At 42.0% G+C, this 16,449-nt stretch carries 16 protein-coding genes; 2 read left to right on the forward strand and 14 right to left on the reverse strand.

Annotation, left to right across the window (positions count from 1 at the left end; genetic code table 11):
* Window positions 1-65 precede the first annotated feature (65 nt).
* The 5 genes from B9Y67_RS06670 to B9Y67_RS06690 form a co-directional block, all read right to left on the reverse strand.
* Window positions 66-932, reverse strand: a complete 867-nt coding sequence (locus B9Y67_RS06670; RefSeq protein ID WP_085505977.1) for an ROK family protein — start codon at window positions 930-932, stop codon at window positions 66-68.
* 29 nt (window positions 933-961) lie between these two features.
* Window positions 962-2,419 carry a sucrose-6-phosphate hydrolase gene (locus tag B9Y67_RS06675; protein ID WP_085505978.1) on the reverse strand — a complete coding sequence of 486 codons (1,458 nt, stop codon included), beginning with the start codon at window positions 2,417-2,419 and terminating at the stop codon, window positions 962-964.
* Between the two features lie 76 nt (window positions 2,420-2,495).
* Window positions 2,496-3,893, reverse strand: coding sequence for a sucrose-specific PTS transporter subunit IIBC (locus B9Y67_RS06680; RefSeq protein WP_085505979.1), 1,398 nt, complete (start codon window positions 3,891-3,893; stop codon window positions 2,496-2,498).
* A gap of 188 nt (window positions 3,894-4,081) precedes the next feature.
* Window positions 4,082-5,071: a LacI family DNA-binding transcriptional regulator gene (locus B9Y67_RS06685; protein WP_085505980.1), complete on the reverse strand. Its 990-nt coding sequence runs from the start codon at window positions 5,069-5,071 to the stop codon at window positions 4,082-4,084.
* Window positions 5,072-5,190: 119 nt separating this feature from the next.
* Window positions 5,191-5,520: a hypothetical protein gene (locus B9Y67_RS06690; RefSeq protein ID WP_085505981.1), complete on the reverse strand. Its 330-nt coding sequence runs from the start codon at window positions 5,518-5,520 to the stop codon at window positions 5,191-5,193.
* A 297-nt stretch (window positions 5,521-5,817) separates the two neighbouring features.
* Here B9Y67_RS06690 and B9Y67_RS06695 point away from each other — a divergent pair, with 297 nt between their 5' ends.
* A complete protein-coding gene (locus B9Y67_RS06695) occupies window positions 5,818-6,228 on the forward strand; it encodes a hypothetical protein (RefSeq protein WP_085505982.1) in 411 nt (136 codons plus the stop codon).
* A 44-nt stretch (window positions 6,229-6,272) separates the two neighbouring features.
* On the opposite strand, the gene B9Y67_RS06700 is transcribed toward B9Y67_RS06695, so the two are convergent.
* The 5 genes from B9Y67_RS06700 to B9Y67_RS06720 form a co-directional block, all read right to left on the reverse strand.
* Window positions 6,273-6,431, reverse strand: coding sequence for an aspartyl-phosphate phosphatase Spo0E family protein (locus B9Y67_RS06700; protein WP_085505983.1), 159 nt, complete (start codon window positions 6,429-6,431; stop codon window positions 6,273-6,275).
* A gap of 40 nt (window positions 6,432-6,471) precedes the next feature.
* Window positions 6,472-7,194, reverse strand: a complete 723-nt coding sequence (locus B9Y67_RS06705) for a hypothetical protein (protein WP_085505984.1) — start codon at window positions 7,192-7,194, stop codon at window positions 6,472-6,474.
* 151 nt (window positions 7,195-7,345) lie between these two features.
* Window positions 7,346-9,187, reverse strand: a complete 1,842-nt coding sequence (locus B9Y67_RS06710; protein WP_085505985.1) for a M6 family metalloprotease domain-containing protein — start codon at window positions 9,185-9,187, stop codon at window positions 7,346-7,348.
* 277 nt (window positions 9,188-9,464) lie between these two features.
* Window positions 9,465-9,827 carry a hypothetical protein gene (locus B9Y67_RS06715; protein WP_085505986.1) on the reverse strand — a complete coding sequence of 121 codons (363 nt, stop codon included), beginning with the start codon at window positions 9,825-9,827 and terminating at the stop codon, window positions 9,465-9,467.
* 405 nt (window positions 9,828-10,232) lie between these two features.
* Window positions 10,233-11,168 (reverse strand): LCP family glycopolymer transferase, encoded by a 936-nt coding sequence (locus tag B9Y67_RS06720; protein ID WP_085505987.1) that lies wholly within the window; start codon window positions 11,166-11,168, stop codon window positions 10,233-10,235.
* A 168-nt stretch (window positions 11,169-11,336) separates the two neighbouring features.
* Here B9Y67_RS06720 and B9Y67_RS06725 point away from each other — a divergent pair, with 168 nt between their 5' ends.
* Complete coding sequence (locus B9Y67_RS06725; protein WP_085505988.1) at window positions 11,337-11,927, forward strand: hypothetical protein; 591 nt, start codon at window positions 11,337-11,339, stop codon at window positions 11,925-11,927.
* 68 nt (window positions 11,928-11,995) lie between these two features.
* Here the strand turns inward: B9Y67_RS06725 and B9Y67_RS06730 are convergent, their stop codons facing one another.
* From B9Y67_RS06730 to nirB, 4 genes are read right to left on the reverse strand one after another with little or no spacing between them, the layout of a single operon-like run.
* On the reverse strand, window positions 11,996-12,748 hold the full coding sequence (locus tag B9Y67_RS06730; RefSeq protein WP_176223925.1) for a sirohydrochlorin chelatase: 753 nt from the start codon (window positions 12,746-12,748) through the stop codon (window positions 11,996-11,998).
* A gap of 19 nt (window positions 12,749-12,767) precedes the next feature.
* On the reverse strand, window positions 12,768-13,547 hold the full coding sequence (gene cobA, locus B9Y67_RS06735) for a uroporphyrinogen-III C-methyltransferase (protein WP_085505990.1): 780 nt from the start codon (window positions 13,545-13,547) through the stop codon (window positions 12,768-12,770).
* Between the two features lie 51 nt (window positions 13,548-13,598).
* Window positions 13,599-13,928 carry a nitrite reductase small subunit NirD gene (nirD, locus tag B9Y67_RS06740; protein ID WP_085505991.1) on the reverse strand — a complete coding sequence of 110 codons (330 nt, stop codon included), beginning with the start codon at window positions 13,926-13,928 and terminating at the stop codon, window positions 13,599-13,601.
* Window positions 13,929-13,944: 16 nt separating this feature from the next.
* On the reverse strand, window positions 13,945-16,356 hold the full coding sequence (gene nirB / locus B9Y67_RS06745; protein ID WP_085505992.1) for a nitrite reductase large subunit NirB: 2,412 nt from the start codon (window positions 16,354-16,356) through the stop codon (window positions 13,945-13,947).
* Window positions 16,357-16,449 lie beyond the last annotated feature (93 nt).

Consider the following 16,449-nt stretch of genomic DNA (forward strand, 5'->3'; position numbering starts at 1 on the left):
GAAAAGCTGAAACGAATCCCCGGATCCCCACCAAAAAGCGTGGAGGGTGCCTCCACGCTTTTTGTTTATTTAGCTGCTAAAATTAAAGCTCCTTTTATACCAGCCTCATTAGTTAAGCCAGGTGGCACAATATAGTTATCAACGCGATCCGGAGTCAATAACGGGGAGCTGACATAGCCATTCAGCATGTCCACTACATTTTTTCTGATTAAATCGAACAAGTGGGTCTGCTGCATAACCCCGCCGCCCATGATCACACGTTCCGGTGACAAAATGTAAATGTAATTGACGATTGCCTGCGCTAAATAATAGGATTCAATTTCCCATACCAACTCATTGTCTGCTAAGTCTTTACCAGGTTTTCCCCAACGTTGTTCAATCGCAGGTCCTGCTGCCATTCCTTCCAGACACTCGCCGTGATAAGGGCAAGTTCCGGCAAAATCATCTTTTTCATGCCGCCGAAGAGCAATATGCCCCATTTCCGGATGCGATAATCCTTTAAGCGTTGCCCCATTTACGATTGCCCCGGCGCCTATGCCAGTACCAACCGTAATATAAAGGCAGGAATTCACATCCGTGGCATTTCCCCATCGGGATTCAGATAAAGCTGCCACGTTAACGTCAGTGTCGACTACTACAGGAACCCCTGTATGCTTACTGACTTCATCTGCCAACGGGAAATCAATCCAATCCGTCTTTGGGGTCTTCTGAATCGTTCCATAGGTTCCTGTTCCTTCATTCAAATCAATCGGCCCAAAGCTGCCGATCCCCACCCGTTCAATTCCTGCGTTATCAAAAAACTCATAGACTTTCGGCATCGTTATCTCCGGCTTTTCTGTCGGTATGATAGTTTTCTCAAAGACCTCGCCTTTTTCATCGCCGATTGCGCAAACAAACTTTGTTCCACCAGCTTCAATTGCACCAAGTTTCATAGACTTTCTTCCTTCCGTAAAAGTTTCTATTATTTATTATACCAGTTACTTATATCTTGTTGGATGCAATTATCCTTCAACTTCCAGGCTGTCAACTTGAGTTGTTCCTTTCCTTTCTGTTTCACTTTCAGGAGTCGCTTCTCTGGATCAGCAAACATTCGGGTAGTGAAGACTTCTTTACCCTTGTTGATGAAAATTTCTACGGAAGAACGATCGATGAACACTTGCACATGTTTTACCCCTTCGATTAAGCGGCAGCTCCGTCTTTCCGTTTCTTCTGATGCTAAGTTCGGACGTTCCAAAGTTAAATACCCTTCTTCTTTACTATAGGACATGGTAAGAAAGTCAAACAGTTTAAGCTCCAAATGATCCAGGGAGCCTTCTGTTTCGATTATGAGTTCGGAAGTGCGGGCGATATCATGAGAGATTTCAGAACCAACCGCCTGCTCGAATAGTTTCTCTTCTCTCAACTGCTTCATTTCCTCGACCGGGAGCTGATAAAGGTTCCCCTGTTCCAATCTAAGTTCCCGTGGCAACGTCAAATTATGAATCCAATGATGCTTAATAGTCGGATGATGCTCTTCACCTTGATCCGGTACACCCATCCAGCCGACAAGAAGACGTCTCCCTTTCTCGTCTACCATTGACTGAGGCGCATAAAATTCGAAGCCGCGGTCTAATTCTGTGAAACCCCCATGTTCCATTTTTCCATTTTCATAATCAATCTTCCCAATCACATAACCTGTCTGGTACTGATTGTTAAAATCAATTCCTTGCGCCTTGACACCCTGCGGGGAAAAAATCAATACATCTTTACCATCCAATTGAAACGCATCTGGACATTCCCACATATAACCGAGCCCGTCAACAGGCCCAGCCAGTTCGCCTTTGTGTGTCCACTCTTCTAAATTATCGGATTCGAAGAACGCTACTGTACCTTCTTTTTCTAAAGTCTGGGCGCCGATCACCATATACCATTTGCCATCATGGTTCCACACTTTAGGATCACGGAAATGAGCAGTGTACCCCTCAGGTAGTTCAACTTGAACACCCTTTTTTATAAAATCAATGCCATTATCTGATTCTGCCAGGCACTGGTACGTTTCCCGATCACCTTTATCATTACGTACATTTCCGGTATAAAAAACTTTTAACTTATTATCGTGATCAATGGAGCTTCCAGAATAGCAGCCGTTTTTATCAAACCAGTCACTTGGTGTCAGTGCAATTGGCTCCAGTTTCCAGTCGACCAGGTTATCCGAACTGTAATGCCCCCATAATTTGGCTCCATGACCAGTATGAAATGGCATCCACTGAAAATACATGTGGTACTTCCCTTGCCATTGGATCCAGCCATTCGGGTCATTCAGGAGACCGACCGGGGGAGTCATATGGAACCCCTGGCGGTATGGGTCTTGTTGTGCTGTTTTCAATGATTTTTCTACCGCCTGATAGGCTTGTTGTCGCAAATCTTTGTCATTCATCATAGCTGAACTCTCCTAACCTTCCAATCTATAAATGGAAGAAGACCCAGGATACCGTGCCCCAGGTCTTCGTGTTCTATTATTTGTTGTCTACCATTTTATCGTTGAATCCAAACAGATAAGTCAATACAAACGCTGTCCCGATTGCAACAAGATTGACTAAAATGTACCCGAAAATCTGGCCATTCAAGTACAGCAACGTTCCTGGAATTACCGTAATCGCCATACCAGTTGCTTTCAATCCCATAATTGCAGCAAGGAACCCGGATACACCGCCTCCGATTAATCCCATAACAAATGGCTTCATATAGCGGAGGTTGATACCGAAGATAGCCGGCTCGGTGATACCTAAGAATGCAGACAATGCTGAAGGATAAGACAATGCTTTCAGCTTCTTGGATTTCGTTTTAACACCGACAGCAAGCGCGGCCCCACCCTGTGCTGCGATTGCACCTGTGATGATCGGGTTGAATGGGTTGAAACCGAGCCGTTCCAGCAATTGAATTTCCATAAAGTTGAAGATGTGATGAACCCCAGTGATAACAATAATTTGATTGAAGAAGCCAATCAGAAGGCCACTCAGTCCGAACGGCAGTTCCAATAAGAACATGGTTCCAGCGAAAATCCAATTTTCTACCGAATGGAAAACCGGGCCAATTGCAAATAATGCCGCTGCGATCATAACGAGTAATACTAAGAATGGCGTAAGAATCAAATCAAGTGCTTCTGGAATTCGTTTACGCAGCGCTTTTTCAAGCTTCGCCCCTAGGATACCGGCGATGAAAGCGGGCAATACCGATCCCTGATATCCGACTACCGGGATAAAGCCTAAAAACGTAAGTGGCGATGCATCACCGGATGCCACTTCCCAGGCATTCGGTAAAGCAGGGGACACCAGCATGAGACCGAGCACAAGACCGATGACCGGTGTTCCCCCGAAGACACGGAAGGTCGACCAGGCGACAAGCGCTGGTAAGAAGATAAAGGCCGTATCTGTCAAAACTTCTGTAAATAGAATGAAGTTTTCCGGAACGCTCTCAGGCGTTAAGCCAAATAACGAAAGAATCGCTTCTTGCATGACAAGTCCACGTAATCCCATGAAGAGACCGGTCGCTACCAGTACAGGAATGATTGGGACGAATACATCGCCAAATGTTCGAATCGCACGTTGGAAAGCGTTCCCCTGCTTAGCTGTTTCTTCCTTCATTTCTGATTTGGATGTGCCATCCACATTGTATTTCGTTATTTCTTCATAAATACGATTGACCGTCCCAGTTCCAAAGATAATTTGATATTGACCAGAGTTATAAAAAGCACCTTTGACCTTGTCAATTCGTTCCACAGCCTCAACATCCACTTTTTCCTTATCATGGACCATTACCCGCAGCCGGGTAGCACAGTGAGCAATAGACTGAACGTTTTCTTCGCCTCCGACTGCCTCAAGTACCTCTTTGGCAATTTGATCATTACTAGCCATCGTATAAATCCTCCTTTGGTAATCCTTTTGTGTAATCGATTACACACCCACGAAAAAAAATAGCAACATTTAGGGAATCGATTCCATATAAGCGAAAAAAATAAAAGCCATGTAAGCGGTTTACATTTTTGTTAAAAAAAAGAGAGAGATGTGTGTGTAATCGATTCCATATCGCTTGTTGATTTGTACTATACACTATCTCTCTTAATCAGTCTATAATTTTGCGTGATTTTTTTTCTGGTATTTTTACCCTGCAACTGTTCAAGCAGCAATTCTGCTGCTTTGCTCCCGGCATCTTTGTTGAAATAATCGATGGTCGTTAAAGGCGGAGTAATATACTTCGACATAACTGCTGCTCCAATACCAGTAATGGCGATATCTCCCGGAATGCGGTAACCCTGTTCTTTCAAATATTCCATAGCACCTATTGCCATACGATCGGTAACCACAAATGCTGCTGTGGGGGGATTTTCACGGTTGCTATTAATGATTTGTTTCATACTTTCGTAACCGGATTCTATACTGAAATCACCGTAACTGCACCAGTTTTCTTCGACGGTAATCCCGGCTTTCTCCATCGTATCCATAAATCCTTTTTTTCGAAGCACACCAACCGCAGGATCTTCTTCCCCGACACCGATATAGGCTATTTTTTCATGGCCTTTTTGAAGAATCATAGTTGTCATATCAACCGCTGCGTGGTAATCATCATAAACGATGGAAGTGACTCCAGGAAGTTCCTGACCAAGGGAAATAAATGGAAGTTTCGACTCCTCAATTGCATGCAGCAAACGATCGTTGACGTTCGTTGCTAATAAGATAATGCCATCAACATGGCGGCTTTGGAGAAGACGGATATACTCGATTTCTTTCTCGTGATTTAATTCTGTATCTGTCAAAAGAATCTGGAAGCCTTCTTTGGAGACTACTTCATTGATGCCTCCCACCACCCGGCTGGCTGTTTCCGTACTGATTTTAGGAAGGATGACTCCGATGACACCGGAACGTTTGGTACGCAATGATTTAGCGGACACACTGGGAATATATCCCGTTTCCTCTACTACTTTCATAACTCTTTTGCGAGCCGATTCACTGACGTACCCATTATTATTTAACACTCGACTGACCGTTGTGCGTGATACATTTGCCATTTTTGCAATATCATTGATCGTTGTCATAAAACTTTTCCTCCATACCAATGGAATCTATGTACATATTATTGCAAATACACCCGAATGTCCATCACAACAACACACCCCGGGTCCTCCAGATTCTGGAGGACCCGGGGTGTGACGTATTAAAAAGCAATTTTCTCTCCATCCAGCTCAATTACACGCTGGACCGGTTCCTGGAGGGGAGCACGCCCGTCCATGTATGCATCTTCCTCATACAAATTTTTAATCTTCACTTTCCCTATAAACACAGTAGACTCCCAGGTAACCATCGTAATTTCAAATTCCTCTTTATCAGCAAATAACTGCTTCGTTTCCTCCGTTACAGCAGCATGATTCACCATAACAAACCAATTCTTATTATTTTCTTCATGAACAATCAATGAGCCATGGTCAAATATTAAAGGCTCTCCATTCGGCATCACGATTGTTTGTAGTGAAAACGACAATGACATCGCACCATCACTCCTTCTCCCTAACCATTTCGACAGATTCCGCCTAAATCCTCTCCTTCCATTTTCATATTTTCGTATTACCTAACTTCTTTAAAAACTAATACATTTATCCCATCTATGAGATGCACCTTGTTATGCTGGTCGATAATAGCATGTCTATCCTCAAAAAATTTTCTACAATATTAATTATTTACCAGTTGCAATCTGTCGAAAAAATTAATATGACAAATATAAAAAATTCGTTTATGATAAAATAATACTATTACATTTTATAAAAAATTATAAAGGAGCATTCAAATGGCAAAGGGTAACAAAAAATACGATTATGACCTCAACCAAGTCAAACAACTCCTCGAAGAATCAGACAAAAACTACCGCCAGATTGCTGCAGAAACAGGCTGTCCCTACTCCAATGTAGTCTACCATGGCCGAAAAATCCGCGGAAAGCGATACAAAAACAATGTACAGGAAATGGTGTCCTTCGTAACTTCTGAAGATAAGGCAAAAGCACCAAATGATGTGCAATTAAATACTTCAAAGGTCTCTGAGCAAAAACAAAACAATATCGCAACGCCTTCTTTTGAAATTACAACAGCTAATCTATCTCTTGAACAAGCAGAGGCAAAAGCGAAAAACATGATTGAAGCAGCACGCGTGCTCGGTGTCGATAAAGTAACGTTGCAGATAAGCAGCCATGATGAAAACTAGAAAACAGCCGATGGTTTAATACCGTCGGCTGTTTTCTAATGTTTTTATATTCCGTGATTCATATACTGCCATCTGTTTAGCAATTCATCCAAAGCCTGGGAGACTGAGACGAGCTGAGGGTCGGAGGGATTGTTCTTATATAGCCCGTACATCTTTTGTCTTAACTTTTCAATTTCAACTTCCAGCTCTGCTGGTGCTAACATTTCCGAGCCTCCTCTTTTGAATTTCACTAATTTTTTTGAGTTATTCAGCATTTTCTTCGGACTCTTCTTCTAAGTCTCCGTTTTGGTCATACTCCCTCTTTTCTTTTTCCTCTTCATCCTCTTTATCTTTTTCCAAGTTATCTTTTTCTTCCTCAGTTAAAGGACCATCATCGACCACTGTTTCTTTTTTATCTTCTTCTTTTTGCACAGGATTTTCTTCTTTATTCCCTGTATTAGTATCTTTTTCTTCCTTATTTTCTATCTTATCTTCCTCAGTGGATTTCTTCCCATTATTTTTGCTTCTATCAGGATCTGTCGATGAGGATTTATTTGAATTACCAGAATTACTAGAACTGGCAGGTATGGAAGTCGAGCCAGAACTTGAGGTGCTCGTTTCTGAATTAGTAGTAGTGGTATTTGATTCCCAGGTGGAAGTTCCATTAGATTCTTCTTCTACTATTATTTCACTCTCTTCCTCTACACCCTCCTCCAACAGAGTATCTTCAGTTTCTAAATTTTCTCCAGAAGTTTCTTCTTCCTCATCAACAAAAAAATCTTCATCAATTATACGTGTATGTAATTCATAGTTGTATTCTTTTTCCCTATGTATATTTGCTTCACGTGGAAGTTGATAATTTGACTGGGCCGTTAGAACCGTCCGCCCATCTTGAATGCTTTTGACAATAAAGAAACTGCTAACCACCAGTCCAATTGTCAAGAAGACAGTTGCCACGATAGCAACTGTTTCTTTATTCATTTCCATTAACTTTCCACCTCCTTTTCAACTCTATTATAACCTGTCTTAATAGATAATGCTTTTATCTTATATTTCGACAGAATTATTAAAAAGTTAAGTTCCCATTCAAAATGAAAGGCCAGGCGTCAAATTCCGCCTGGCCTTGATGCTGAATTATTTACTTTTTTCCTTTATCTCCCGGAAACTCATAGAAGAATTTAGCTGTAATAGAGCCATCTTCATTTTGCTGGATGTCAGTGACATGGATGCCGGAATCAGCTGGTACAGGATTATCTTCTCTCCAGAAGTAATAGGATCCTGAATGAACATTTCCTGAATTCGGAGTGATTTGATCGCCAGTAGTGAAGAAGTCAGCTTCGTCACCACGGTTGTTATTACGCTCCAGGTCATATTCTCCATCTGCCTGCAATACAGACAATCCATAATGCGTGATCAACGTTCCATCAGAAGCTGTTGCCGATTGATTGTACTGGAAGCGTTTGTTCATCCAGTTTTCAACGTTGTTAGGACGCAGGCCAGCTGTCTGATATTTGTTAATGACATTTTCATCAACATGCCAGGCAACCAGGCCTTCCGCGTTTTCACCAACACGTGCCAGTCCTTTATTGAAGCCTTCCTGCTGTACATTTTCAAAAAGGAAGTATTCGGTACCGTTAGATCCAGGTACGTCCATCTTTACAACATCTTCGTATTCGTTAACTGGCCCAAGCGTCAATTCCTGGACGCCATCTTCTGGTGTAACTTCTTTCGGTTCCAGCCAGCCTAAGAACATCTTAGAAAATGGATCAAAACCGGTCGGTGAATTTCCGGAATACGCTGCATCATTTGGGTAACGCATCCAGGAACCACCCGCCATCATCGAGAAGTTTCCGACGCCTTCTGAAGTGTATTCTGTGTCATAGAAGTCAGGCAACCCTAGCGCATGGCCAAATTCATGAGCGAATACGCCAGGCTGTGCCGGATAAGGTCCTGCTACCAATTCTTCCTTGTACGCGTCATTTGCAAAGTCATAACCAGCTACGTTTCCACCGATTGCCGGCTCGACGGTATAGTTATTGACAACTACGCCATCATAAGTAAGCTCTTCTTCTGTTGTCTTCTTGATCCATTCAGCCTCAGACATTCCCTCTGCGTCAGGAGCGAATACACCATCGTCGTAATATGGACCATAGTACAAGGCACTTAAAACTCCCCATTTGTGAGACCAAACCTGTGCAGAATCACGGCTGAATTCTGCTCCTGTACCTTCATGAACTACAAATATATTCGGCACTTTTCCGTTTTCCGCATATTTGGAAAAGTCAACATGAGGATCAGCTGCTTTCAATAAATCACGGACCAGCTCTCCCATATGGGCATAACCATTGTCATTTCCATATTTATATTCGCCGCCGTTCGCATACTCACCAGTCTGATCAAGGTAGTATGAAGCTCCTTGAGGCAACTCCACCCAGCCGATATCTGTCATATCGTCATATGTAGTCAGTTCGACTTTCCCATAACTGGATTCTTTATAGATATTTTGCATGGTACTGTTAGTTGGAACTTTTTCTCCTTCAAACTCGGCATATTCCTTAAATACATCCATCTCATACGGATTATATACGTCCCCAAAGATGAGATCATTCAAGTATTTAGCTTGTACAGGCTCATCCAGCGCCCCTTTCGGCTGGTCACCCTTCGGATATTTAGCAAGCAGGACAAGCATCGGAACTTCTCCTTCTGCCTTCTGGTAAGCCACATGGTCTCCGGCAGCCTGTTCAAATTTCGAACCTTTATTGGCAAACTTTTCAGCTGGATCATGTTTTGAAATATCAATGCCAGCTTCTTTCGCTTGTTCAGCAAGTTCCGGTGTGGCCGGAACATAATGCGCCGGTTCCAGATTATAATCATTGGATGCCTCTACGTCACTTGCTCCTCCGCCCGCAAGCCCTGTTGTCAGTCCAGAAACTAACAACAAGGAAGCTGCAGCGGATGATAGAAATTTCTTGTTTAACATTCTGTGTTCCTCCCCCAAATTTCTAGTTGCTTCCAGTTAATTATAGAATATTCAGAAGATTTATAACACAGTATATGACAAAATAAGCATGATAGACTACCAATACTTGTTATATCTACAAGTTTCGACAATCAGTAGCGAATCCTTTTATCCATAGGCTGCCTCTAACCCATTTACAATGTCCTATGTAATAAACAATCATATAGACCCAGTCACCCAAAACAAAATACCCACCTTAAAGAAACATTCATTTCAAGGCAGGCAACATATATCCCTTCTATTCTTCAATTCGGTATTTTTCGTGATAATAACCTTTGTTCTTGTTCCAGTCTTCCAATGTTGTTTCAAACACCTTATTATCCTGATCATCAAATACTGAAACGGTACCTTTTTGTTTTTCTACGGTATAAGACGGTGCTTCATTTGCACTTGTTTGTTGGATTGCATCCATGTCGATCTCTTCGATAGTTGCTGCCGCTCCATCCGTAGGCTTTACACTCTCTGCCGCTTCTTCTATGTACTCTTCCATCTGTTTTGTCTCTTGACTGTATGGCGTGTCCGCTCTTTTCACTTCAAACATAGCTGCGAACGTCAATCCTATCATTAAAAAAGGGAAAGATAAAAATATAACTTTCTTCAACGGGATCTCTCCTAACTTAAAGTTGCCTGGCTAATTCCACGTTAATTATATGAGTGAAAATCATCGGCTTCAATATAATCCTGTAAAATGAATACCCCTATTACAGAATATAAATATTTCTTACTAACCTATGTAATATATTTAATATTCTCTTAATCGATTTCTGGATTTTTATTTATATTTTTTAATTTTCTGGAAGAAAGTTAGTTTATAAACCCGATTTTTTTAATATAATCTGGCTATTAATAAAAGCAGAGGCTTTTATACTACAAAAACTAATAGAATAGCTTAGCTGATCTGGATTTCTTTGCTAAGAATGAAGAAAAGCGACGATAAGAATTCCCTTTAACTTTCGCAAACTAAAAAATCGAGCAGGAAACTCAATGAGTTTCCTGCTCGATTAAATTAAGATTGATAATCCTCTATCATTCCATTAACTTTTTGTACTTCTTCATCCGGAACAATCAAATAGTAGATTCCACCGATGTTCGTACCACTGCCCTGCATTTGATAGGTTTCTGTATTTTTGCGGGCACTTCGATAATCTGTTCCCAGTTTTCTCATATCAGAAAAGTCCATGTTGGTACTTACATTAGAACCAAGTACGTCCATGATATCGCCAATTTTATTGACACCGCCGATGCTGGCACCTTTTTCGATGACCCCTTCGATGACTTGACGCTGCCTTTCATTGCGTCCGGCGTCCCCCTGAGGGTCATTTTTTCTCATCCTTACATAAGAGAGAGCTTCTTTCCCATTCAAATCAAGCTGTCCTTCCGAGAACGTAATGCCGTCCTGTTTGAACGCCATATTATTATTGACGGTAATTCCTCCTACAGCATCAACAAGCTGTTCGAGGCCTTCCATATTCATCCTGACATAATAATCGAGTTCGATATCGAGGAAGTTTTCTACTGTATCAACGGACATATCACTGCCACCAAAAGCATAGGCATGGTTAATTTTATCCTCGGTACCTCTACCTACAATCTCGGTACGTGTGTCCCGTGGGATGCTGACCATTTGCATCCGGTCATTGTCCGGGTCAAGCGTCAGGACAATCATCGTATCCGAACGGCCTTTATCATAGTTTCGTTCATCGACACCAAGTAATAATATATTAAGAGATTCTTTGCTCTCTACTTTTTTCTTTGTAAGATCATTATCAATAGAGGAAACAGGTTCATGTAAATCTTTATCGACTGTGTTTTTCACATTACTATAAATCGAAAAAGCATAGGCTCCCACTCCTATTAAAATCAGGAGCATGACCAGTAAAGTTACCTTCCACCACTTGCCTTTTTTCCGCTGCTTTTTCTTTTGATCTTTACGACTTCTCATTCGTCCACCTCATTAACTAAATATAAAACCACCATTACATTATACTTAATTAGTCGAATCTTGTAAAAGCAATAATCCATTTTCTGGAGGACCTGGGGTGTTTATTTTCTATCTAATTTACCCATACTTGTGATAATACTATTTGAGCTATGGCAGGTGGGGTGAATGATGAATAAATTAAGAGGGTTGCTGGCATTGGTATCTTTTATAGTTGTCCTTGTTTCAATTGGATCTTTACTATTATTAATGGTAAAAGTGCCGGAAGAGACAATGGAGAATGATTCTCAGGACATTCTTCAGCATGATTATGATATAGGCGTCCAAAAGGTCATACAATCGGATGGACCAATTACAGAGAAGCCATTCAGAAGCGTTGATTACGAAAACAAATCACTAGAGGAAGAAATTACGAAAGAGACAATTAAAGATAATTTCGAGCCGAAATTTGATGAGCTGGAAAAGCAAGTCAACGTTCAGGTTGACCAGCTCATCCAGGACGCGGTAACTGATTACCAAGAACAAATCGAAAGCGGTAAAGAGGTCTCGCTTATTCAGCTATATCAGAAATACACAAAAGCAGCACAGGAATTGGAAGGTAAGACGGATGAAGCTTTCCTTCAAATCTATAACGAGTATCAAGAAGAATTGAAAGTCAACGGGTATAGTACAACCGATGCTGATAATTTGAAAGCACAATACGAAGAAACAAAAGAAACCATTCGATCCAACCTGTTGCGCGAAGTTGCCAGTAGAAACTAACAGAAATACCCCGGAACCCTCCAATTTTTGGAAGGACACGGGGTTGGCTGCTTCATATTGTTTTGTTTTCAGACTGGTATTCTCTTTTTTTGAACTGCCTCCCTTCCTCTTTCTTTCAATAGTTTACACAGGTTAGGATGGCTGCCTATATAATCACATACAATAAAATCCTGCATCTTTGTAAGAGAAATTTCCTCCACTGCCTTGGAAATCCTTGTCATCAGTACACCTGTAAAGAGGAGATAGGGCAGGATAAACACATGGGAGGCACCTCTTTGAGCTAATTCTGACAATTTTTTCTCGAACCGTGGTTCTGCCGCTGCCAGGAAACAAACTTCGACTGTTTTAACAGGTACCTTTTTCTTTAATAAGTAGGCAATTTTCTTGATATCCCGAACAGATTCCTGATCACTGCTTCCTCTTCCTACTAACAATATCTCCGCTTCCGGACCAGCCTCCCCCTGTTCACTGATCCTCTCGACCAGCACATCCATGATTTTTTTATTGACACCAAGAACATCACCGTAAGAGAACTGAACTTCAGGGTACTTCTCCTCCATCCGATTAATTAGTTGAGGAATATCTTGTTTAGCATGTCCTGCTTTCAGTAGCAGCACAGGAACTACCGCTATCCTAGTTGCTCCCCTTGCGATGCAGCGCTCCACCCCCTGATAGACGTCAGGTTTTGCCAGTTCAAGGAAACAATTCTCCAGGATAGGAACATCCATCAATTCCATCGTTTTTTCCATGTAGTTCACAGCTTGTTCTGCCGCTTCTTTCCTCCTGCTGCCGTGACCAGCAAATAGGACAGCTTGCATCATTAAACATCTCCTCTGACTGTTAGGCTTCAGCTGCTTCAAGTTCATAATCATTCTGATGCATGAGACTAAACGACTGGATGCGCTCCCGGAAATGGACGACTTCTCCTATTATGATCATAGCAGGATTACGGATAGCTGCTCTTTCTACTTCATTTATAATGGTAGAAAGAGTACCTGTAACAACTTTTTGTTCTTCTGTTGTGCCTTGCTGGATGACAGCAACAGGAGTCTCCGGCTTTTTCTCATGTTGGAGCAATTGATCACATATATATGGTAAATTACTAACACCCATATAGATAGCCAGTGTGTCAACGCTTTTGGATAGGTTATTCCAATCAATTTCCTCATGCTTCCCTTTGCAGCGATGACCAGCAACAACGGCAAAGGAGCTGCTAATGTCTCTATGGGTGACTGGGATACCAGCATAGGCGGGTGCAGCTATGCCAGATGTAATTCCAGGGACGACTTCAAACGATATACCTTGTTTTGCCAGCGCTTCCGCTTCTTCGGCCCCTCTTCCAAATACAAATGGGTCTCCCCCTTTTAAGCGTGTCACTTTTTTACCTTGTTTCGCATATTTCACTAATAAATAATTAATGGTTTCCTGTTTTAACCTATGAAATTTAGGATGCTTTCCACAAAAGACCAGCTCTGCACCGGTTTTTGTCTCTTCCAATAACTGCTCATTCACTAACCGATCATATAAGATGACATCTGCCTGCTGAATACATTTTATTGCTTTTAAAGTGATTAAGTCTGGATCTCCAGGACCTGCTCCAACTAAATATACCTGTGCCATTTGGCTCCTCCTCCGTAATACTTGTTCTTGCCATAATAAAATACCTAGCAGTTACTTTCCGGGAACAATGACGTACACTTCATTTTTCTTTACTTCAGTTTCATAGGTTTGTACGCAGCCAGTGTCAGGTTCCTGAACCTTCCCGCTTCGCGTACTGATTTTCCAGTCATGCATTGGACAAAATACATGCTCCCCACTCACCATACCCTCTGCAAGAACACCGCCTTTATGAGGACAGCGATTTTCGATTGCCCGTACCTTTCCATCTTCGAGTTTGAATACAGCCAGCTCTAATTCCCCGATTATCACAGTCTTCCCTAATTTTTCTGGAAGGTCTTCCAGCTTTGATACGAATACTTTACTTAATAGCTTTTCCATCAATGGTTTCCTCCCCGGTTTAATTTGATCCTGCTGGTATTTTTACATTTTGATAAAGCTCACGAAGGAGGCGATTATCCTCGATCGCTTCTTTCCACGGGTCCTGTACAACGGATAATGCTTCATCCATGCGATGATTCAATTCCATGAACGTTTGCTTTTCATCTAATACAGATCTAATATGGTCTAACCCGACACGTTCTACCCAGGCAGAAGTCCGTTCCAGGTAATTGGCACTTTCACGATAATATTGTAAAAAGGCGGCTGTAACAGCAATCACTTCTTCCTCTGTTTTCACCTTATACAAGAGTTCTGCTTTTCTCATATGGGTACCGCCGTTGCCACCTACATAAATTTCAAATTCACCATCCAGCCCGACGATACCGACATCTTTCACTGACCCTTCCGCGCAGTTTCTTGGACAGGCAGATACACTCATTTTTACTTTATGGGGTGTATTCAGTCCTTCAAACTTTTTCTCCATCTTGATTCCCAGACCGATCGAATCCTGCGTTCCGAACCGGCAAAAGTCTGCACCGACACAAGTTTTCACAGTCCGTAGCCCTTTTGCATAAGCAGAACCTGAAGGCATATCAAGCTCTGACCAGATATTTGGAAGGTCTTGTTTTTTAACTCCAAGTAAATCAAGACGCTGCCCACCAGTAACTTTGATCATTTTCACTTCATATTTATCGGCCACATCGGCAATTTTCCGTAGATCCTCAGCATTTGTCACTCCACCATACATGCGTGGTACGACTGAATATGTCCCGTCATTTTGAATATTCGCGTGGAGACGTTCATTGACAAACCGTGATTCTTTTTCATCTTCATATTCAGTCGGCTTAAGCATACCAAGATAATAGTTCAATGCCGGCTTACATTTAGAACAGCCTTCTTCTGATTTCCAGCCTAATACATTCATGACTTCTCTTGTATGCGTCAAGCCTTTCATTTTTATTTCCTCGATCACTTCATCCCTTGATAAGGTAGTACAAGTACAGATTGATTCTTTCTGGTTTTGGTCATAGTCATCTCCCAAGGTATGCTCGAGCAAATCAGAAACTAAGGATTTACACCCACCACAAGAGCGGGAAGCACTTGTACAGCCTTTGACCTGTTCGACTGTTGCCAACCCCTGGTTGTGTATGGCTTCAATAATCGTCCCTTTCGTCACACCATTACAACCGCAGATGATTTCTTCATCCGGCATACTGGAAATTAGATCAGCTCCTGCTTCCTCAGAACGTCCGGATTCCGTATATTCTTCTATTGACGCCCCTTTATTGATTAGGCTCAATAACCTGTTGCCATCGCTCGTATCTCCGAAAAGTACTGCCCCGGTAACTTTCCCTTCATCTACCAGGACTTTCTTATAGGTACCATTCCATTCATCGAAAAGTTTCAGCGACTTGGTATGTTCATCTTCATTGATTTTACCTGTTGAAAAGACATCGACACCCGAGACCTTCAACTGGGTAGATAAAACAGAACCCTGATAGCCATCTCCCTCTATGCCGCATATCCGCTTGGCCATTTCCTTTCCCTGTTGATACAACGGTGCTACCAGCCCATAAACCATTTCTCTATGCTCCGCACATTCCCCGACTGCAAATATGTTTGGCACTTCTGTTTCTAAATAATCATTGACTATGATCCCGCGATTGACAGGAATTCCACTTTCTTTCGCCAAAGAAATATTCGGCCGGATCCCCACTGCCATAACAATCAAATCAGCCTCAATCTGTTGTCCATCTTTGAACTTGAGTCCCTCAACGCGATCCGTCCCAATGATTTCCTCTGATTGCTTTTCCAAAAGAAAATTCATCCCTTGCTTTTCCAATTCTTTTTGCAGCATTTTACCGGCTGTCTTATCTAATTGCCGTTCCATCAGATAGTCTGCCAGGTGGACGACATCAACTTCCATTCCAAGATTCAATAAACCGCGCGCCGCCTCTAAGCCGAGCAGACCTCCACCAATGACGACCGCCTTTTTGTAGTGATTAGAACATTCAATCATTTTTTCGCAGTCTTTAATATCCCGGAACGCAGTTACACCTTCTTTATCTGCTCCAGGCAGCGGCAGCATGAAGGGCAGTGACCCGGTTGCAATGATTAGTTTGTCATAAGCTGATTCGCGGCCTTTATCCGTCCTTACTATTTGTTTTTCTTTATCGATTTCCAGGACGGTTTCGCCTGGATACAGTTTAATATTGTTGTCTTCATACCACTGCCAGCTATTCAACGTGATGTCATGGATTTCCGTATCTCCCTGCAGAACTTTAGATAGTTCGATCCGGTTATAATTGGGATATGGTTCACTTCCAAAAACAGTAATATCAAATTGATCCGGTGTTGATTGAAGAACTTCCTCGATCGCCCGGACACCCGCCATTCCGTTCCCGATAAGTACCAGCCTTTGTTTGGACATGTAGTAAAAACCTCCGAATAGTAATAATTTTTAGAATAATTATCATTTTAATGGGTGTGATACTAACGTACAATTCTCATGTAAGAAAACCTC

The sequence above is a fragment of the Thalassobacillus devorans genome, from assembly GCF_900176565.1.
In the GTDB taxonomy this organism is placed as follows: domain Bacteria; phylum Bacillota; class Bacilli; order Bacillales; family Halobacillaceae; genus Thalassobacillus; species Thalassobacillus devorans_A.